This window comes from Streptomyces sp. NPDC043876, from assembly GCF_056435825.1.
In genome coordinates, this window is sequence record NZ_JBWKDV010000001.1 from 831,335 (window position 1) to 850,615 (window position 19,281).

The following is a 19,281-nucleotide window of genomic DNA, read 5'->3' on the forward strand; positions in this document are numbered from 1 at the left end:
TTTAATCTGGACATCTGTCCATGAAGTGAATGTGAACCGAGGAAGGGACGGCCACCCCGTGCACACCACCGCACAGGTACTCGTCGGGCTCGTCGCACTGCTCCACACCTACATCCTGGTGCTGGAGATGTTCCTCTGGGAGCGCGCCCCGGGCCGGAGCCTCTCCGGCTTCGACGCCGCCATGGCCAAGGCCACCGCCCCGCTGGCCGCCAACCAGGGCCTCTACAACGGGTTCCTCGCCGCCGGCCTGGTCTGGGGGCTGATCGCCGCCGACCCCACCGGGTACCGCGTCCAGGTGTTCTTCCTCGGCTGCGTGGTCGTCGCCGGGCTGTACGGCGGCCTGACCGCCAACCGCCGGATCCTGCTCGCCCAGGCGCTGCCGGGCGGGCTCGCCCTGGCCGCCGTCCTCGTCACCGGGCAGGCGGCCTGATGAGCCCGCGGCCCGCCGGGGACCCCCGCACCGCGCGCACCCGGGAGCGGCTGCACGAGGCGCTGCTCGCGGAGTGCGCGGAGCGCCCGCTGCGGGAGATCACGGTGGCGGTGCTGGTCCGGCGGGCCGGGGTCGCGCGGGCCACGTTCTACCTGCACTACACCGACGTACAGGACCTGGCCGTCGACGCCTGCGCCGAGACGGTACGGGAGGCGGTCGAGGCACTGCACTCCTGGCGCGGGACCCCCGACCCCGCGGCTCCGCCGGCCGCCCTGACCGCGTTCTTCGAAGGCGTCGCCGCGGACGTACGGCGCGACCTGTACCGCGCCCTGCTGCACCCGGGGGGCGGCGGCCCGCTGGGCGACACCCTGCATCGGGAGCTGCGGGCGCGCAGCCTGGCCGAACGCACGGCGGTGGGCGGCGCGGCCCCGGAGCTGATCGCCTCCGCGGTCGCCGCCACCTTCACCGGGGTCCTGGCGGACTGGGTGCACGGCCTGCTGCCCGGCGCCCCGCGGGCCCTGGCGACCGACGCGTGGCGCCTCCTGATCGTCCTGCACCGCCACGGCGCCCCGCGCGAGATCCGGCCTCAGGACACCTGATCCGGCCCGCCCGCGGGCCCGCCCGCCGCCCCGCCCGCGGGCCGGAACACCGCCACCGCGACCGCGTCCGCCCCTTCCCCCCGCCCCCGGAAGGCCACCTCCAGCGGCATCCCGACGCGCAGCCGCTCCGCCGGGCAGTCCACGACCTCGGTCATCATCCGGGGCCCCTCCGCGAGGTCGACCACGGCCGCGACGTACGGCACCCGCGCACCGAAGGGCGGCAGGTCGTTGCGGTACACCACCGACCAGGTGTAGAGGGTCGCCCGACCGCTCGCGGGCTCCCAGGTCACCCGGTCCTCGCCCGCCCAGCAGTGCGGACAGAACTCGCGCGGGTAGTGGTGGGTCCGCCCGCAGTCGGCGCAGTGGCGCAGCAGCAGCCGTCCGTCGGCCGCAGCGTCCCGGTAGGGGCGGGTGAACTCGTCGGGCTCCGGCAGGTCGAAGCGTGCGGTCCCCGCGGGACCCGGCCCGCTCACAGGAACAGTCCCGTCGCCGCGTCCAGGGACCAGACCTGCCAGCTCATCGTCACCAGCGCGACGAACGAGATGAGCGCCATCATGGCGTTCTGCCCCTGCTCGGCCCAGTCGTGGATCATCAGCACCAGGTACAGCAGGTTCAGCAGCAGCCCGGCGACCAGCGCGACCGGGGTGAGGAATCCGGCGACCAGGCCGAGCCCCAGGGCGAGTTCGGCGTAGACGACGACGTACGCCATCACCTTCGGCCGCGGTTTCACCACCGCGTCGAAGCCGCCCCGCACGAACCCCCAGCGGTGTTTGCCCGCGACGTCCGCCACCCACGCGATGCCCGTACCCCGCTCGAACCAGCCCTTCTTGTCCTTGTGCCGCCAGCTCTCCAGCCACCACAGGCCGAGCCCGATCCGGAGCACGGCGAGCCATTCGGCCCCACTGAGCCAGACGCTCTGCATGCGGCAGCCCCTCACCCTCGGTCAACCCGGTACGAACTGATCTGACGGTACGTCAGTTCACCGGATGAGCCGCCTTCGCGCAAGAGCCCGCACCACGCGCACGGCGCGCGCGGCCCGTCCGTGACCGATCCGCAACCGATTCCCTCCTCGTCCGAGACCCACCGGCCGCACCCGGCGATACGCTCACACCTCATGCCTGGAGCGCCCGCACAGCCCGACATGACGACCCAGCCCCGCCCCGTGTACGTGATCGGCGCCGGGCCGGGCGGCCTCGCCGTCGCCGCCGCCCTGCGCGCCCGCGGCGTCCGGGCCGTGGTGATCGAGAAGTCCGACGGGGTCGCCACCTCCTGGCGCGGCCACTACGACCGCCTCCACCTGCACACCACCCGCCGCCTCTCCGGCCTCCCCGGCCTGCGCATCCCGCGCCGCTTCGGGCGCTGGGTCTCGCGCGACGACGTGGTGCGCTACCTGGAGAAGTACGCCGAGTACCACGAGCTGGAGATCATCACCGGCGTGGAGGTCACCCGCATCGACCGGGCGGCCGAGGAGGGCGGCGCACCCGGCTGGACCCTGCACGCCACCGGCGGCCGCGAACTGGCCGCCGCCGCCGTGGTCGTCGCCACCGGCTTCAACCACACCCCCGAACTCCCCGACTGGCCGGGCCGGGACACGTACACCGGCCGGCTGCTGCACGCGAGCGACTACCGCCGCGCCGCCCCCTTCGCCGGCCTCGACGTCCTGGTCGTCGGCGCCGGCAACACGGGCGCGGAGATCGCCGTGGACCTCACCGAGGGCGGGGCCGGCGGCCGGGCCGCGCAGGCCGTCCGCCTCTCCGTCCGCACCGCCCCGCACATCGTGCGCCGCTCCACCGCGGGCTGGCCCGCCCAGCGCACCGGCATCCTGGTGCGCCGCCTCCCCGTCCGCCTGGTCGACCGGCTGGGCGCCCTGGTCGCGAAGGCGTCGGTGCCGGACCTGTCGGCGTACGGGCTCCCCCGCCCCGCGACCGGCCTCTACAGCCGGGTCCGCGAGGGCGCGATCCCGGTCCAGGACGTCGGCCTGATCGACGCGGTGCGCGCGCGCACGGTCGTACCGGTCCCGGCGGTCGAGTCCTTCGACGGCGCGGCGGTGGTCCTCGCGGACGGGTCCCGGATCACCCCGGACGCGGTGATCGCGGCCACCGGCTACCGCCGCGCCCTGGAGGGGCTGGTCGGCCACCTCGGCGTGCTCGACGGGCGCGGGCGCCCGCTGGCGCGCGGCGGCCGTAGCCCCGTTTCGGCCCCGGGGCTGTATTTCACCGGTTTCACCAACCCCATCAGTGGAATGCTGCGGGAGCTGGCCCTGGACGCCGAAAAGATCGCCAAAGCCCTCCCGCGCCACCTCGCCTCAGGTCACTAGGGCGTCTCCCGGGCCGCCGGTCCGGCCCCGCCCGCCGCGCCCGGCGCCTTCACCAAACCCACCCACCAGCTTTCCTGCGCAGCCCTGTTCCTGACGGCCCGTCAGTTCAGTAACCTGACCAAGTGTCAGTTACTCGACGGTCACCGCGCACCGCGCGGTGACGGGCCCGTCACCGACGCGGCCATCGAGTCAGTCATCGAGCGGGAAGCGGGCGGAACGATGCTTGGATCTACTCACGGCACCCTCACCACTCACTTCCGCGCCCGGGTCGAAGCCTGCGGGGAGACCCCCAGGAACGCCGTCCACTCCACGGCGGCCCCCGCGGCGGAAGGCGCCGGCCCGGCCGCCCCCGTCGACGTCAGCGGCCGGCCGCTGCACGCCGACGTGCCGGACCTGGACCGGTTCTTCCGCCCCGAGTCCGTCGCCGTCATCGGCGCCTCCGACGCCGAAGGCCGCCCCAACACCGGCATCACCCGCCAGCTCATCGCCTGGGCGGACCGCGTCGGCGCCCGCCTGCACCCCGTGCACCCCACCCGCGCCGGCGTCTTCGGCCTGACCTGCCACGCCTGCGTCGCCGACCTGCCCGAACAGGTCGACCTGGCGGTCCTGCTCGTCGCCGACCCGCTGCCCGTCATCGAGGAACTCGCCGAGTGCAAGGTGAAGTTCGCCGTCGCCTTCGCCTCCGGCTTCGCCGAGACGGGCGACGCGGGCGCCGCCGCCCAGGCCCGGCTCACCGCCGCCGTTCAGCGCTCCGGGCTGCGCCTGCTCGGGCCGAACACCAACCTCAACGCCTTCGAGGCGTTCCGCGACGACCTCGACGGCCCGGCGATCGCATTGATCACCCAGTCCGGCCACCAGGGCCGCCCCGTCTACACCCTCCAGGAGCTGGGCATCCGCCTCTCCCACTGGGCGCCGACGGGCAACGAGGCCGACCTGGAGACCTCCGACTTCATCTCCTACTTCGCCGAACGGCCCGAGGTCGGGGCGATCGCCTGCTACGTCGAGGGGCTCAAGGACGGCCGGTCCTTCCTGCTCGCCGCCGACCGGGCCGCGCGCAACGGCGTCCCCGTCGTCGCCGTCAAAGTCGGCCGCACCGAGACCGGCGCCCGCATGGCCGCCTCCCACACCGGCAAGCTCACCGGCGCCGACCGGGTCGTGGACGCGGCGATGCGCCAGTTCGGCGTGATCCGCGTCGACGGACTCGACGAACTCCAGGACACCGCCGCCCTGTTGGCCCGGGCGCGCAAGCCGGTCGCCGACGGCGTCGTCGTCTACTCCATCTCCGGCGGCACGGGCGCCCACTTCTCCGACCTCGCCACCGAGGCCGGCCTCTGCCTGCCCACCCTCAGCCGCGCCAAGCAGGACGAACTCCACCAGTGGATCCCGGAGTACCTGAACGTCGCCAACCCCGTCGACAACGGCGGCCACCCCGTGGGCGACTGGCGCGGCCGCAAGATCATCGACGCGATCCTGGCCGACCCGGCCGTCGGCGTCCTCATCTGCCCCATCACCGGCCCCTTCCCGCCGATGAGCGACAAGCTCGCCCAGGACCTCGTCGACGCCGCCGAAGAGAGCGACAAGCTCATCTGCGTCATCTGGGGCTCCCCCGTCGGCACCGAAGAGGCCTACCGCACCACCCTCCTCGGCTCCTCCCGCGTGGCCACCTTCCGCACCTTCGGCAACTGCATCACCGCCGTACGGGCCTACCTCGGCCACCACCGCTTCACCGCCGCCTATCGCTCCCCCTTCGACGAGGCACCCCGGACGCCGTCCCCTTCGTACCGCAAGGCCCAGGCCCTCATGCGCCCCGGCCAGCAGCTCAGCGAGCACGCCGCGAAGCAGCTGCTGCGCGCCTACGGCATCCGCGTCCCGCGCGAACAGCTGGTCACCAGCGCCGCGGCCGCCGTCCGCGCGGCGGCGCTGGTCGGGTACCCGGTGGTGATGAAGGCCTCCGGCCCGCAGCTCGCCCACAAGAGCGAACTGGGCCTGGTCAAGGTCGGCCTGACCTCCGCCAGCCAGATACGCGACGCCTACCGCGAGCTGACCGACATCGCCCGCTACGAGAACGTCCCGCTCGACGGCGTCCTCGTCTGCCAGATGGTCGAGAAGGGCGTCGAGATGGTCGTCGGCGTCACCCAGGACGACCTCTTCGGCCCCACCGTCACCGTCGGCCTGGGCGGCGTCCTCGTCGAGATCCTCAACGACACCGCCGTCCGCGTCCCGCCCTTCGGCGAGGACCAGGCCCGCGCCATGCTCGGCGAACTCCGCGGGCACGCCCTGCTGGAGGGCGTACGGGGCGCCCCGCCCGCCGACGTCGAAGCGCTGGTCGAGGTCGTCCTGCGGGTCCAGCGGATGGCCCTGGAGCTGGGCGGCGAACTCTCCGAGCTCGACATCAACCCCCTCATGGTCCTCCCCCGCGGCCAGGGCGCCGTGGCCCTGGACGCACTGGCCATCTGCCGCTGACGCCCTGGAGCGAGGAACCCTGTGGACGAGGTCAAGGACGAGGTCCTGCACCGCACCGAGAACGCCGTCTCGTGGATCACGCTGAACCGCCCCGAGGCCATGAACGCCCTCACCTGGGACCAGCGCGAGCACATCATGGCCCTGCTCGCCGACGCCTCGGCCGACCCGGCCGTCCGCGCCGTCGTCATCACCGCCACCGGCAAGGGCTTCTGCGCGGGCGCCGACCTGCGCGGCTCCCCCGCCCCGGCCGGCGAACGGGTCGCGGGCGACGTCGCCCGCATGATCCGGCGCGGCGCGCAGCGGTTCATCACGTCCGTCATGGACTGCGAGAAGCCGGTCATCGCGGCGGTCAACGGCACGGCCGCCGGGATCGGCGCCCACCTCGCCTTCGCCTGCGACCTGGTGCTGGCCGCGGACTCGGCCCGCTTCATCGAGGTCTTCGTACGCCGCGGCCTGGTCCCGGACGGCGGCGGGGCGTACCTGCTCCCCCGCCTGGTGGGCCCGCAGAAGGCGAAGGAGCTGATGTTCTTCGGCGACGCCCTGCCCGCGGCCGAGGCGGAGCGCCTCGGCCTGGTCAACCGGGTCGTCCCGGCCGACGCCCTGGAAACCACCGCCCGTGAATGGGCGCAGCGCCTGGCCCAGGGCCCGACCCGGGCCCTGGCCCTGACCAAGCAGCTGGTCAACGCCTCCCTGGACGGCGACCGCGCCGCCTCCCTGGCGGCCGAAGCCAGCGCCCAGGAGATCAACATGACGACGGCGGACGCGACCGAGGGCGTGGCGAGCTTCGTGGAACGCCGCACCCCGAAGTACCGGGGGGTGTGAGCCGTCCGCCGTTATATCGAGGCGGGCGGGGATCAGGCCTGGCGGGGATTGGGCTTGAGCAGCGCGAAGACGGCGCCGCTCGGGTCCGCCAGCCACGCGATGCGGCCCACGTCCGGCACGTCCGCGCCGGGCATCAGCACCGTGCCGCCGCTGGTGCGCGCGGTGTCCACCACGGCGTCGACGTCGGCGACGGCGAAGTACGGCACCCAGCGCGCGTTCGTCTCCCCCTCCATCAGCGGCGCCACCCCGCCGAAGGACCCTTCCTGCTGGTCGCCGTCGGCGATGCTCACCACCCGGTAGGTCATCCCGGGCGCGTCCATCTCTGCGGAGCGCCAGCCGAACAGGCCGCGGTAGAACTCGACGGCCGCGAGCGGGTCGGCGACGTGCAGCTCCACCCAGCAGACGGAGTTGTCGGCGGAGGCGAGGCCCAGCCCGGGCGTCTTGTTCGGCTTCCAGACGGCGAAGTCGGCGCCCTGCTGGTCGGTGTACTGCGCGAGCCACCCCTCACCCATGACGTCCATCGGCTCGACGCGCACGGCGCCGCCGCCGTCCCGCACCGCCCGGGTGGTCGCGTCCATGTCGTCGGTCTGGAAGTACACGGTCCACGCGGAGGTCGCGCCCGGATTCAGCTCGCCGACGGCGGCGACCGTCTTCCCGTCCACCTGGAAGAACCCGTACCCGCCGGTCTCGGGCCCGAGCAGCTGGAACTCCCAGCCGAACACCGCACGGTAGAAGGCCGCGGCCCGGGGAATGTCCGGGCTGCCGAGGTCGATCCAGTTGGGCGATCCGGTGCGGAAGTCCGTACCGAGCATGTGTTCCTCCTGTGGTGGGGTTCCGGGGTGAGGGGTACTGGGGCTACGGGCTGGGCTACGGGGCTACGGGCTGGGCTACGGGGTTACGAGGGCCACGCGTAGGTACGACTACACGCCCGAGCCCCGCCCACGCCGCCCACCCCCGCCCCACCTGGCTGCTTTCACCCGGGCGGGGGTACTGGGGGAGCGGCTTCGCCGCTCATGGGCCGCGCTTCGTGCGTCCGGGGTCGGTGATGCTCCGGGGGCTGCCCGTCAGTTCCACTGTCTTCCCGTGCCGGGGCGTCCCGTCAAGAGCGCTCCCTGCGGTCGCGTCGCTTCGCGATGGCCTGCGGCCACTCTTGACATGCCACCCCGTCCCGAAAAGCCAAGAACTGTCGGGCCGCCCCCGGGGGGAGGCAGGGGGGAGGGTCCCCGTTGCCTGAGGCCCGGCGCCCGGCCGAAGGTCGAATGGGGCCCATGCCCCGCCCTGCGGGCGGCAAGAACGCACTCAATCGCTACGCGCTCCTCCGAGGAGGCGTCTGCGGCATGTTTTGGGCTGGTGAGGGGCGCGGCGGGGCTCAAAGCTCGGCTAGACGAGAGTCCACTCGGGTCAAGCAGCCGTCGACTCCGAACAACCGCACAAAATGCCCCTTTTGTGGGCTTTTGATCTCGACTTTTGGGGCGGACGGCCACCAGACCCGGACCAACACCCATCTGACCGAAGTCTCAGCCCCACGCAGCTCGCAGACGCTTCTCTCGGAGGAGCGCGTAGCGATTAGGGGCGCTCTTTCCGCCCAAAGGGCGGCGTATCGGCCCCACTCGGCCTGCGGCCGGGCGCCGGGCCCCAGGCAACGGCCACCCTCCCCCCTGCCTCCCCCCGGGGGCGGCCCGACAGTTCTTGGCTTTCCGGGACGGGGTGGCATGTCAAGGGTGGCCGCAGGCCATCGCGAAGCGACGCGACCGCAGGGAGCGCTCTTGACGGGACGCCCCGGCACGGGAAGACAGTGGAACTGACGGGCAGCCCCCGGAGCATCACCGACCCCGACGCTCGAAACCTACCCACGAGCGGCGGAGCCGCTCCCCTTCCCATCTGACATACCGTCAGGTTCAATCGGTTGCGTGATGGGACACGCAGGGATGGCGGCCGCCGTCGTCCGATACCTCAGGTCCGCCGGGCAGCCGGGATCCGCCGCCTCGCCCGCAGTCGTCGACGCGCATCCGCGTCCCGAGCTCCGGGCCGTGGGCGAGGACGAGCGGGCGCCCATCGATCCGGCGGAGTTCCGGTCCATCATGGGCAACTTCGCGAGCGGGGTCACGGTCATCACGGCCCCCGCGGCCGAGGGGGAGGGCTCCCCGGCCGGGTTCGCCTGCCAGTCCTTCGCCTCGCTCTCCCTCGACCCGCCGCTGGTGACCTTCATGGTGGCCCGCACGTCGACCACCTGGCCGCGGATCGCCCGCGCCGGGGTGTTCTGCGTCAACATCCTCGGCGCCGAACAGGGGCTGCTCTGCCGGGCGTTCGCCGTGAGCGGCGCCGACAAGTTCGCCGGGGTCGGCCACCGCCCGGCCCCCGTCACCGGTTCGCCGCAGCTGGACGCCGTACCGGCGTGGATCGACTGCCGCATCCACGCCGTGCACACCGGCGGCGACCACCTGATCGTCGTCGGCCGCGTCGAGGCGATGGGCGCGGCGGGCGAGGACGGCCCGCTGCTCTTCCACAAGGGACGGTTCGGCCGCCTCAGCGGCTGACCCGCCCGCCCCGGCCCGCCGGGCGGGTGAAGTACTCCCGGGCCAGCGCCAGCACGCTCAGCCCGAACATCAGCACGCCCAGCGGGACGTGGAGCGAGGCCACGCGCGCGATGCCGAGCAGGACCTGCGCCGAGGCGAGGACGAGGAAGCCCGTCGCGTACAGGACGGGCCGCGGCGAGCCGCCGCCCGGCCGCCACGCCAGGATCGCGGCGAGCACGTACAGCATCGACGCGCCGTACATGACTCGCGCGCCGACCCCGTGCAGCAGTTCGCCGTGTACGGAGGTCAGCAGCAGCCCGGCGGTGGCCGCCTGGAAGAAGATGGCTACGGTCTGCAGGGATATTGCGACCTGTACGAACCTCACCCCGCCTGCCTTCCCCGCTGCCGTCGTCTCCGGCGTCGTCCGTGTGCCCATCGTGTGGTCTCCTGTTCCGCCTCGCGGCGCCCGGTCGGTAGCCTCTCGGTGGTCCGACGACGCGGGCCACCGAAATGTGAGGCGACACCATGGCCGGCGCCACGACGGGTACCACTGCCGCGGTCCGCGCGGCCGGCGCGGTCGACGGGGAGCGGCGGCAGCTCACCGGTCTCGCCTACCGGCTGCTCGGTTCGGTGACCGAGGCCGAGGACGCCGTGCAGGAGGCGTACGCCCGCTGGTACGCGATGTCCGCAGGGCGCAGGCAGGCCATCGAGAGGCCCGGCGCCTGGCTGTCGACCGTGGTCGCCCGCATCTGCCTGGACGTGCTCGGCTCGGCGCGGGTCCGGCGCGAGCGGTACGTCGGCGCGTGGCTGCCGGAGCCGCTGCCCGGCCGTACGGAGTGGGAGCCCGGGCCCGGTGACCCCGCGGACCGGGTCGCCCTCGACGAGTCGGTGACCATGGCCTTCCTCGTCGTACTGGAGTCGATGACCCCGGCCGAGCGCGTGGCGTTCGTCCTGCACGACGTCTTCCGCTACCCCTTCGGCGAGATCGCCGGGATCGTCGGCCGGACGCCCGCGGCCTGCCGCCGGCTGGCGTCCTCGGCCCGCGGCCGCGTCCGTACGGTCCGTACCCTCCCGCCCCCCGAGGCCGAACAGGCCGCCCTGGTGAGGCATTTCAAGGAGGCCTGGGAGGCCAAGGACATCGCGGCCCTGGTCAATCTGCTGGACCCGGCCGCCACGATGACCGCCGACGGCGGCGGTCTGGTGGGCGCGGCGCTGCGCCCGGTCGAGGGCGGCGAGCGCATCGCCGCCTACCTGATCCACCTGGCCGACCGGGCCCCCGGCCTGACCCTCCTGGAGCGGACGGTCAACGGCCGCCCCGGCCTGGTCGCCCGGCACGGCGGCGCCACCGTCACCGTCGCCGCCTTCGGCCTCGCGGACGGCCGCGTCACCGGCATCTGGGCGGTCCGCAACCCCGACAAGCTCCGCCCGTGGAACGACCGGACCGCGCCCACCGCGCCCACCCCGCCCACCGGCACGGGCACGGACTTCAGCACCGGCACCGGCACCCGCACCGGCACCCCGCCCGAGTAGTCCGAAGGACGCCGCCACCGCTGCCGCTGCCGCCGCCGCGGGTCAGAAGGTCAGCACCCCCCGTGCCACCTTGCCGTGGTGGGCGTCGTCCGCCGCCTTGGCGAAGTCCTCGACCGGGTAGGTCTCGGTGACCAGTTCGTCCAGCAGCAGGCGGCCCTGGCGGTAGAGCTCCGCGTAGAGGGCGATGTCGCGCTGGGGGCGCGAGGAGCCGTAGCGGCAGCCCATGACGGTCTTGTCGAGGTACATGGAGGAGACCTGGAACGACGCCTCCTCCTTGAAGCCCGGGACGCCGAGCAGGACCGCCTGGCCGTGCCGGTCGAGGAGGTCGATCGCCTGGCGGATCAGTTTCACGTTGCCGACGCACTCGAAGGCGTGGTCCGCGCCCGTCGGGAGGATCTCGCGGACCGCCGCCGAGGAGTCCGGTACGGCCGAGGCGTCGATGAAGTGCGTGGCCCCGAACTGCCGGGCCACCGCCTCCTTCGCCGGGTTGGCGTCCACCGCCACGATCGTCGTCGCGCCCGCGATGCGGGCCCCTTGCAGTACGTTCAGGCCGATCCCGCCGGTGCCGATGACGACCACCGACTCGCCGCGGTCCACCCTGGCCCGGTTCAGGACGGCGCCGACGCCTGTCAGGACCCCGCAGCCGATCAGCGCGGCCGAGGGGAAGGGGATGTCTTCAGGGATCTTCACCGCCTGCACGGCCTTGACGACCGTGCGCTCCGCGAAGGCCGAGTTGGACGCGAACTGGTACAGCGGCGAACCGCCGCGCGAGAACGGCTGCCCCGGCATGCCGATCGCCTTGCGGCACATCGTCGGCCGGCCCCGGTCGCAGTCGGCGCACGCGCCGCAGTTCGCGAGCGTGGACAGCGCGACGTGGTCGCCCGGCGCCACGTGCGTGACGCCGGAGCCGACCGCCTCCACGACGCCCGCCCCCTCGTGCCCCAGGACCACCGGCGGCGGGAAGGGGATGGTCCCGTCGATCACCGACAGGTCGCTGTGGCACAGCCCCGCCGCCCTGATCGCGACGAGCACCTCCCCCGGCCCGGGGCCGCGGACCTCCAGGTCGTCGACCACCCGGGCCTGCTTGCCGTCGAACACGACGCCTCTCACCTGGACTCCTTAGGCAGGCCGAGCACGCGCTCGGCGATGATGTTCCGCTGGATCTCGTCCGAGCCGCCGTAGATCGTGTCGGCGCGGGTGAACAGGAACAGCCGCTGCGCCTCGTCGAGGCCCAGCTCGTACGGAGTCTCCGGCGCCCAGGGCGCGGGACCGGCGCTGGCCGCCGCGCCCCGGACCGCCACCGCCAGCTCACCGAGCCGCCGGTGCCAGCCGCCCCACAGCAGCTTGGCCACGCTGGGCGCCCCCGGGTCGGGGGCCGCGGCCCCCAGGGTGCGCAGCGCGTGCCACCGCATGGTGCGCAGCTCCGCCCACTGGTTCACGAGCCGGTCCCGCAGCACCGGGTCCGCGGCCTGGGCCGAGCCGAGGAAGGCGTGGACCACCCGCTCCAGTTCGGCCGCGAAGCCGATCTGCTGGACCAGGGTGGAGACCCCGCGTTCCAGGGCGAGCAGGCCCATGGCCACGCTCCAGCCGTTGCCCTCGCCGCCGACCACCTCGTGGGCTTCGGCCCCGTCGAAGAAGACCTCGTTGAACTCGGCGGTCCCCGACATCTGGCGGATGGGCCGGACCTCGATCCGGCCGGGCTGGTCCATCGGGACGAGGAGGAAGGACAGCCCGCGGTGGCGCCGCGAGCCCGGCTCGGTGCGGGCCAGCACGAAGCACCAGTCGGCCTCCCGGGCGAGTGAGGTCCAGATCTTCTGGCCGGTGACCCGGTGGCGGCCGTCCGCCGGGTCCCGGACCGCGCTGGTGCGGATCCCGGCGAGGTCCGAGCCCGCGTCCGGTTCGCTGTACCCCTGGCACCACAGCTCCTCGCCGCGGGCGATGCCGGGCAGGAAGCGGTCCCGCTGCTCGGGGGATCCGTAGGCGATCAGTGTCGGCGCGAGGAGGTTCTCGCCGATGTGGCCGACCCGGCCCGGTGCGCGCAGCGCCGCGTACTCCTCGGCCCACACCACCTGCCCGGTGAGCGGGAGCCGCTGCTGCCCGTAGGCGCCGTCGGGTACGTCCCACCCCTGGCCGATCCAGCCGCCGCGGCCCAGTTCCCGCTCCCAGGCGCGGCGTTCGGCGACCCCTTCGTGCTCGCTGCCGGGCCCGCCGAGGCCGCGCGCCCGCCCGTACGCTCCCACGAGGTGCTCGGTGAGCCACTGCCGCGCGCGGGCGCGCAGGTCCCCGTCCGCTGCCCCGAAGCCGAAGTCCACGGTCGCTCCTACGCGTTGGGGCGGTCCTTGGCGGCCGCCGCCTTGGCCATGGCCTCCAGCTGGGCCAGCATCGGCATGGGGTCGGTGCCGACCGTCCCCGGGAGGAAGTCGGCGATCTTCTCGGGGGTCCAGGAGCCCTCGGCGTAGCCGGCGCGCAGTTCCCGCGGCTGCGCCCAGACGGCGATCTTGGGTCCGGCGATCGTGTAGACCTGCCCGGTGATCTTCTCGCCGCCGACCGCGACGGCCTTGTCGCTGAGCAGGTAGGTGACGAGCGCGGCCACGTCTTCCGGCTCGCCGATCTCCTTGAGTTCCATCGGCACGTTGGCCGACATCCGGGTCCGGGCGACGGGGGCGACGGCGTTGGCGGTGACTCCGTAGCGGCTGAGGCCGAGGGCGGCGGAGCGCACGAGCGAGATGATCCCGCCCTTGGCGGCGCTGTAGTTGGCCTGGGCCACCGAGCCCTGGTGGTTGCCGCTGGTGAAGCCGATGAGGGTGCCGGTGCCCTGCTTGCGCATGACGGCGGAGGCGGCGCGGAAGAGGGTGAAGGTGCCCTTGAGGTGGGTGGCGACGACGGGGTCCCACTCCTCCTCGGACATGTTGAAGAGCATCCGTTCGCGCAGGATGCCGGCGACGCAGACGACGCCGTCGATCCGCCCGTAGCGGGCGAGGGCGGTGTCCACCACGCGCTGTCCGCCCGCCATGGTCGAGATGTCGTCGGCGACGGCGACGGCCTCTCCGCCCGCGGCGAGGATCTCCTTCACCACGCCGTCGGCTATCTCGCTGGTGGGCTCGCCGCCCTCGATGCCGACGCCGTAGTCGTTGACGACGACCTTGGCGCCCTCGGCGGCCGCCGCGAGCGCGACCGCCCGCCCGATGCCCCGGCCCGCGCCCGTGACGGCGACGACCTTGTCTGCCAAGAAGTTCCCCATGCCCGGCCCCTTCCCGCTGTTTCTGACGGACCGTTAGATTCTAGGGGCAGTCGGATGCGCCAGCACAAGCCCCAGTCCACAAGGAGTGAGCGACCCATGGGCCTGCCCGCCGAGTTCCACGACATCGCCAAGCGCGTGAACAACTGGGGCCGTTGGGGCGCCGACGACGAGATCGGCGCCCTGAACCTGATCACCGGCGAGGTGGTGCGCGCGGCCGCCGCCGAGATCCGCACCGGGCACCGGATCCCCCTCGCCCTGCCCCTCCGGGAGGACGGCGTCCAGGCCGGGCTGATCCCGGGCCGGATCAATCCGCTGCACACGATGGTCCAGATCAACCAGGAGCTCTTCGGCCCGGGCACGGTCGCGTGCAGCGACGACGCCGTGACCATGGGCCTGCAGGCGGCGACCCACTGGGACGCCCTCACCCACGTCTCGCACTCCGGGAAGATCTACAACGGGCGTCCCGCCGACACCATCACCGCGCACTCCCGCGCCCTGTTCAGCGGCATCGACAAGGCCGCGCCGATCCTCTCGCGCGGGGTCCTGCTGGACGTGGCCCGCGCCAAGGGCCTGGACCGGCTGCCCGGCGGGCACGCGGTCACCCCGGAGGACCTGGCGGAGGCCGAGGAGTTCGGCCGGGTCACCGTCCGGGCCGGCGACATCGTCCTCGTGCGCACCGGGCAGGTCCAGGTCTACCTGGCGGGCGACAAGCACGGCTACGGCTACCCGTCACCCGGCCTGTCCGTCCGCACCCCCGAGTGGTTCCACGCGCGGGACGTCGCGGCGGTGGCCAACGACACCCTGACCTTCGAGATCTTCCCGCCGGAGATCGAGAACCTGTGGCTCCCGGTGCACGCGCTCGACCTCGTCGAGATGGGCATGCACCAGGGTCAGAACTGGAATCTCGAAAAGTTGTCCACAGCCTGTGGAGAAGAACGGAAGTATTCGTTCCTGCTCTCGGCCATGCCGGAGCCCTTCGTCGGCGGGACGGGCACACCGGTCGCCCCGGTGGCCGTCCTCTGACCGGGCCCACCGCATGGGACCCGACGTTCTTTGTGGGTGGCGGCATACGTTCGTGCACGCCCCGAGCGCCGCACGGCAGCCGCCACCCCACGACCCGCACTCGTCAAGGTCTGCCCTTGGCGTCCCCTCGCGACGAATCGCTCCCCCCAAGAGTGATCAACGCATGACGGTCCGTCAACACCTCGTTAGAGGTACACGTGCGGTTCCCGCGCCTGGTCACATTTTTCGGAAAAGTCCGCGGCGGGCGATCCCGGGGGCCCCGCGGCCCGGTCGACCTCGCACCAGATCCGCTTCCCGGCGCCCTCGCGCTGCCAGCCCCAGCGGTCCGCGAGGCCGTCCACCAGCTCCAGGCCGCGCCCGTTGGTGTCGTCCCCCTCCGCGTGCCGGGGGGCCGGCGGCCGATCGCTCGCGTCGGCCACCTCGACCCGGACGCCCGGGCCGCCGAAGAGCATCCGCAGCACCGCCGGACAGCCGGTGTGCACCACGGCATTGGTCACCAGCTCGGAAATCAGCAGGAGCAACGTGTCCGCGAGCGGCTCGTCCTCCCCCATCCCGCATCCCGCCAGGCGGGACCGGGCCCACCTGCGCGCTCGGCCGACCTCTGCGGGATCCGGCCCGACCTCAAGCTGAACCTGAAGCACCTGCACCGCTCACACCACCCGAACCGGCGGACACATCGCCTCGCGACAGTACGGAATCACGGACCGTGATCCCCTTGCGGAGCAGCATGGTTGACATACAGTCACCACAACAAGCGCTTCGGGCATATTCCCGCGCGAAGGAGTAGGCGTGCTGCATACTGTGCGGCGCCAGCGCCGCTCAACCGCTCGCATTCGTCGGAGCGTACCGGAGCACATGCCCGACTCCGGGCGGTATGGAGTCCCGCGAAGGACACAAACCGATATCAACTCTCCGTAATCAGACATGCGTCCTGCGCCGTCCCGGCCGTAACAGCACGTGTGCGCCCCGACGCCCGGGCCGGAGCCTCCCCCAGCTCCCGCGCGAGCATCTCCTGCGCCAGGACTTCCTCGGCCTCCGCGGCCGTCCGCCACTGCTCCGCCCGCACCCACGCCCGCTTCAGGTGCAGGTGCACGTCCGCCTCCCAGGTGAACCCCATCCCGCCGTGCACCTGGAGGCAGTCCCGCGCGTTGCGCACGGCCGCCTCGTCGGCCAGCAGCTTGGCCCCCGCGATCTCCCCCGGACCGCCGGTCACCGCCGCCGCGTAGACCGCCGTACGGGCCACCTCGCCCCGCACCAGCATCTGCGCGCACAGGTGCTTCACCGCCTGGAAGGCCCCGATCGGCTGCCCGAACTGCTCCCGCCCCTTCGCGTACCGGACCGCCAGCTCCGTGGTCCGCAGCGCGCTGCCCAGCTGGAGCGCGGCCGTCAGCAGCGCCCCCTCGTCCCGCAGCTCCCGCGGCACGGTGCCCGGCTCCGCGGCCCGGTACAGGGGCGACAGCGGATCCACCGAGCGCGCCGGCAGCGCGGCAGGCACCTCCTGCGGGCCGTCCGCCCCCAGCACCGCGTCCGCCTCCCCCAGGTACGCGACGAAGGGCCCCCCGAGGTCGAAGGCCGTCACCACCGCCGTGCCCTGCGCCGCGCCCGGCACCACCCCGGCCGCCAGGTGCGTGGCCACCAGCGGCCCCGGCAGCAGCGCCCGCCCGGCCTCCTCGAAGACCAGCACCGCCTCCGCGAGCCCGAGCCCGACGCCCCCGTCGGGGCCGCCCTCCGGGAGCCGCAGCGCGAAGAACCCGGCGTCGCCCAGCTCCCGCCACAGCCCCCGGTCGACCACGCCCGCCGACGCGCCCCCGGCGGGCGCCTGCGCCGCGTCGAGGGACGCCCGCAGCGCCTCGCGCCCGTACCGCCCCGCCAGCAGCTCCCGTACGCCCGCGCGCAGGTCCCGCTGGTCCTCGGTCAGCTGGAAGTCCACGGTGTCCCTCACCGGCCCTTCGGGAGGCCGAGGATCCGCTCGGCGACGATGTTCTGCTGGATCTGCGAGGTGCCGGCCGCGATCGTGTACGACAGGGACGAGAGCCGGTCCAGGGTCCACTCCTCGTCCAGCGAGAGCGCCCCGCCCGCCGCTCCCAGTACCTCGGCGGCCGCGTCGTACAGCTCCTGGCGGGCGTGCGAGTAGCGCAGCTTGAAGACGCTGCCGCCGATGCCCGGGACCCCGCCGGAGCGCGCCGACTCGCTCACGTTCCACTGGGTGAGCCGCCACAGGGCGCCGAACTCCCCGTACAGCCGCCCCAGCCTGCGGCGCAGCACCGGATCGTCCCAGCGGCCGTTGGCCCGGGCGGTCCGCGCCAGGGCGCCCAGCGTCCGGCGGCAGGCGACGACCTCGCCCACGAAGGCGGTGCCGCGCTCGAAGGACAGGGTGACCATGGTGACGCGCCAGCCGTCGTTCTCGGCGCCGACCCGGTTGCCGACGGGCACCCGTACGCCGTCCAGGAACATTTCCGCGAACTCGGTGGAACCCGCGAGGGTGCGCAGCGGCCGCACGCTCACCCCGGGCGCGTCCATCGGCATGGCCAGCCAGGTGATCCCGTGGTGCTTGGGGGCCTGCGGATCGGTTCTGACCAGCAGTTCGCACCAGTCGGCGACCTCCGCGTGCGAGGTCCAGATCTTCGACCCGGTGATCACGTACTCGTCCCCGTCGCGCACCGCCTTCGTGCGCAGGGCGGCCAGGTCCGAGCCCGCGTCCGGCTCGCTGAACCCCTGGCACCACACCTCGTCGCCGCGCAGGACGGGCGGCAGCCAGCGGGCCCGCTGCCCGGGGGTGCCCTCGGCGGCGATGGTGGGGCCGGCGTGCAGCAGCCCGACGAAGTTGGCGCCGACGTAGGGCGCACCAGCCCGCTCGGTCTCCTCCAGGAAGATCAGGTGCTGGGTGGGGGTGGCGCCGCGGCCGCCCGCGTCGACGGGCCAGTGGAGCCCGGCGTACCCCGCGTCGTACAACCGCCGCTGCCAGCCGAGGTCGTACGCGCGGCGGCCGGGCCAGTCGTCGGGGGAGGGCCGCGCGGGCAGTTCGGGGAGCACCTTGCCCAGCCACGCGCGCAGCCGGGCCCGGAACTCCCGCTCCTCCTCGGTGTAGGTGAGGTCCACCGCGGCTACCGTCCCGCCGGGCGCCGGTCGCGGTCGAGGTCGAGGCCGAGCATCCGGATGGCGTTGCCGCGCATCAGCTTGTAGACGGTCTCCTCGTCGAGGCCCTTGACGTGGTCGAGGGCGACCTCCTTGGTGTGCGGGAAGGTCGAGTCGACGTGCGGGTAGTCGGTCTCGAAGGTGGCGTTGTCGCGGCCCACGACGTCGAGCGAGGCGATGCCGTGCTTGTCGCGGAAGAAGCAGCAGAACATCTGCCGGTAGTAGTAGGTGGAGGGCGGCTCGGGGATCAGGTCGCGGACGCCGCCCCAGGCGCGGTGCTCCTGCCAGACGTCGTCGGCGCGTTCCAGGGCGTAGGGGATCCAGCCCATCTGACCCTCGCTGTAAGCCAGTTTGAGAGTGGGGAACTTCACGAGCACGCCGCTGAAGAGGAAGTCCATCATCGAGGCCATCGCGTTGTTGAAGCTGAGCGAGGCCTGGACGGCGGGCGGCGCGTCGGGGGAGGCGGCGGGCATCTGGGAGCTGGACCCGATGTGCATGTTGACGACCGTGCCGGTCTCCTGGCAGGCGGCGAAGAAGGGGTCCCAGTACCCGGAGTGGATGGACGGCAGCCCGAGGTGGGTGGGGATCTCGGAGAAGGTCACGGCGCGCACGCCGCGGGCGGCGTTGCGGTGGATCTCGGCGACGGCGAGGCCGATGTCCCACAGCGGGATGATGCAGAGCGGGATCAGCCGGCCGCCGCTGTCGCCGCACCACTCCTCGACCATCCAGTCGTTGTACGCGCGCACGCAGGCCAGGGCCACTTCCTTGTCGTGGGCCTCGGCGAAGGTCTGTCCGCAGAAGCGGGGGAAGGTCGGGAAGCACAGCGAGGCCTCGACGTGGTTGAGGTCCATGTCGGCCAGCCGCGCCGCCGGGTCCCAGCAGCCGCGGCGCATCTCCGCGCGGGTGATGCCTTCGAGGGTCATGTCGTCGCGGTCGAAGCCGACGGCGGCGATGTTGCGCTTGTACGGGAACTTGAGGTCCTCGTAGATCCACCAGTCGGTGGGCGGTCCGTCCGGGTCCATGGTGATCACGTACTTGCCGCCGGTGTAGGCGAGTTCACCGATGCCCGCGGTGAGCGCCTTCGGGCCGCGGTCGCGGTACTTGGCGGGGAGCCAGGTGTCGAAGAGGTGCGGCGGTTCGATCACGTGGTCGTCGACGCTGATGATCCGGGGCAGTTCCATGTGTCCGGTTCCCCTCGCTGGCGC

19 protein-coding genes are annotated in these 19,281 nt (G+C 73.1%); 8 read left to right on the top strand and 11 right to left on the bottom strand.

Annotated features, from left to right (window positions below; all coding sequences use genetic code 11):
- Window positions 1-58 precede the first annotated feature (58 nt).
- Window positions 59-430: a DUF1304 domain-containing protein gene (locus tag AC0693_RS04110; RefSeq protein WP_478800899.1), complete on the top strand. Its 372-nt coding sequence runs from the start codon at window positions 59-61 to the stop codon at window positions 428-430.
- On the top strand, window positions 430-1,029 hold the full coding sequence (locus AC0693_RS04115; RefSeq protein ID WP_478800900.1) for a TetR/AcrR family transcriptional regulator: 600 nt from the start codon (window positions 430-432) through the stop codon (window positions 1,027-1,029). Before AC0693_RS04110 ends, AC0693_RS04115 begins: the two co-directional genes overlap by 1 nt.
- Here AC0693_RS04115 and AC0693_RS04120 read toward each other — a convergent pair.
- Both AC0693_RS04120 and AC0693_RS04125 read right to left on the bottom strand, forming a co-directional pair.
- Window positions 1,017-1,502, bottom strand: a complete 486-nt coding sequence (locus tag AC0693_RS04120) for a Zn-ribbon domain-containing OB-fold protein (RefSeq protein ID WP_478800901.1) — start codon at window positions 1,500-1,502, stop codon at window positions 1,017-1,019. The two genes, AC0693_RS04115 and AC0693_RS04120, sit on opposite strands and share 13 nt — an antisense overlap.
- Window positions 1,499-1,951 carry a DoxX family protein gene (locus AC0693_RS04125; protein WP_478800902.1) on the bottom strand — a complete coding sequence of 151 codons (453 nt, stop codon included), beginning with the start codon at window positions 1,949-1,951 and terminating at the stop codon, window positions 1,499-1,501. Before AC0693_RS04125 ends, AC0693_RS04120 begins: the two co-directional genes overlap by 4 nt.
- 192 nt (window positions 1,952-2,143) lie before the next feature.
- On the opposite strand from AC0693_RS04125, the gene AC0693_RS04130 reads away from it, so the two are divergent.
- The 3 genes from AC0693_RS04130 to AC0693_RS04140 all read left to right on the top strand — a co-directional run bounded on the left by AC0693_RS04130 (window position 2,144) and on the right by AC0693_RS04140 (window position 6,631).
- Complete coding sequence (locus tag AC0693_RS04130) at window positions 2,144-3,346, top strand: flavin-containing monooxygenase (protein WP_478800903.1); 1,203 nt, start codon at window positions 2,144-2,146, stop codon at window positions 3,344-3,346.
- A gap of 219 nt (window positions 3,347-3,565) precedes the next feature.
- On the top strand, window positions 3,566-5,809 hold the full coding sequence (locus AC0693_RS04135; RefSeq protein WP_478800904.1) for an acetate--CoA ligase family protein: 2,244 nt from the start codon (window positions 3,566-3,568) through the stop codon (window positions 5,807-5,809).
- A gap of 99 nt (window positions 5,810-5,908) precedes the next feature.
- Complete coding sequence (locus AC0693_RS04140; protein ID WP_478800996.1) at window positions 5,909-6,631, top strand: enoyl-CoA hydratase/isomerase family protein; 723 nt, start codon at window positions 5,909-5,911, stop codon at window positions 6,629-6,631.
- A 32-nt stretch (window positions 6,632-6,663) separates the two neighbouring features.
- On the opposite strand, the gene AC0693_RS04145 is transcribed toward AC0693_RS04140, so the two are convergent.
- Window positions 6,664-7,443, bottom strand: a complete 780-nt coding sequence (locus AC0693_RS04145) for a VOC family protein (protein WP_468469170.1) — start codon at window positions 7,441-7,443, stop codon at window positions 6,664-6,666.
- 1,101 nt (window positions 7,444-8,544) lie between these two features.
- Here AC0693_RS04145 and AC0693_RS04150 point away from each other — a divergent pair.
- Entirely contained in the window at window positions 8,545-9,168 is a 624-nt protein-coding gene (locus AC0693_RS04150; protein WP_478800997.1) for a flavin reductase family protein, read from the top strand.
- Here the strand turns inward: AC0693_RS04150 and AC0693_RS04155 are convergent.
- Entirely contained in the window at window positions 9,158-9,583 is a 426-nt protein-coding gene (locus AC0693_RS04155; protein ID WP_478800905.1) for a hypothetical protein, read from the bottom strand. The genes AC0693_RS04150 and AC0693_RS04155 overlap by 11 nt on opposite strands.
- Window positions 9,584-9,672: 89 nt before the next feature.
- On the opposite strand from AC0693_RS04155, the gene sigJ reads away from it, so the two are divergent.
- On the top strand, window positions 9,673-10,677 hold the full coding sequence (sigJ, locus tag AC0693_RS04160) for an RNA polymerase sigma factor SigJ (RefSeq protein ID WP_478800906.1): 1,005 nt from the start codon (window positions 9,673-9,675) through the stop codon (window positions 10,675-10,677).
- 42 nt (window positions 10,678-10,719) lie between these two features.
- On the opposite strand, the gene AC0693_RS04165 is transcribed toward sigJ, so the two are convergent.
- The 3 genes from AC0693_RS04165 to AC0693_RS04175 are packed head-to-tail and all read right to left on the bottom strand — an operon-like array spanning window position 10,720 to window position 13,918.
- Window positions 10,720-11,787: a Zn-dependent alcohol dehydrogenase gene (locus AC0693_RS04165; RefSeq protein ID WP_469332932.1), complete on the bottom strand. Its 1,068-nt coding sequence runs from the start codon at window positions 11,785-11,787 to the stop codon at window positions 10,720-10,722.
- Window positions 11,784-12,989, bottom strand: a complete 1,206-nt coding sequence (locus AC0693_RS04170) for an acyl-CoA dehydrogenase family protein (protein WP_478800907.1) — start codon at window positions 12,987-12,989, stop codon at window positions 11,784-11,786. The genes AC0693_RS04165 and AC0693_RS04170 overlap by 4 nt, the downstream gene beginning before the upstream one ends.
- A gap of 8 nt (window positions 12,990-12,997) precedes the next feature.
- Window positions 12,998-13,918: an SDR family oxidoreductase gene (locus tag AC0693_RS04175; RefSeq protein ID WP_478740435.1), complete on the bottom strand. Its 921-nt coding sequence runs from the start codon at window positions 13,916-13,918 to the stop codon at window positions 12,998-13,000.
- 96 nt (window positions 13,919-14,014) lie between these two features.
- Here AC0693_RS04175 and AC0693_RS04180 point away from each other — a divergent pair, with 96 nt between their 5' ends.
- Window positions 14,015-14,941, top strand: a complete 927-nt coding sequence (locus tag AC0693_RS04180; protein WP_478800908.1) for a cyclase family protein — start codon at window positions 14,015-14,017, stop codon at window positions 14,939-14,941.
- 185 nt (window positions 14,942-15,126) lie between these two features.
- Here AC0693_RS04180 and AC0693_RS04185 read toward each other — a convergent pair whose 3' ends face one another.
- From AC0693_RS04185 to AC0693_RS04200, 4 genes are all read right to left on the bottom strand, one after another.
- Entirely contained in the window at window positions 15,127-15,588 is a 462-nt protein-coding gene (locus AC0693_RS04185; RefSeq protein ID WP_478800909.1) for an ATP-binding protein, read from the bottom strand.
- Window positions 15,589-15,845: 257 nt separating this feature from the next.
- The gene (locus tag AC0693_RS04190; RefSeq protein WP_478800998.1) at window positions 15,846-16,871 is read right to left on the bottom strand and encodes an acyl-CoA dehydrogenase family protein; all 1,026 of its coding nucleotides are present in this window, start codon (window positions 16,869-16,871) and stop codon (window positions 15,846-15,848) included.
- A gap of 8 nt (window positions 16,872-16,879) precedes the next feature.
- Entirely contained in the window at window positions 16,880-18,040 is a 1,161-nt protein-coding gene (locus AC0693_RS04195) for an acyl-CoA dehydrogenase (RefSeq protein ID WP_478800910.1), read from the bottom strand.
- A 5-nt stretch (window positions 18,041-18,045) separates the two neighbouring features.
- Window positions 18,046-19,257, bottom strand: a complete 1,212-nt coding sequence (locus AC0693_RS04200) for an amidohydrolase family protein (protein ID WP_469332924.1) — start codon at window positions 19,255-19,257, stop codon at window positions 18,046-18,048.
- Between the last annotated feature and the right edge of the window lie 24 nt (window positions 19,258-19,281).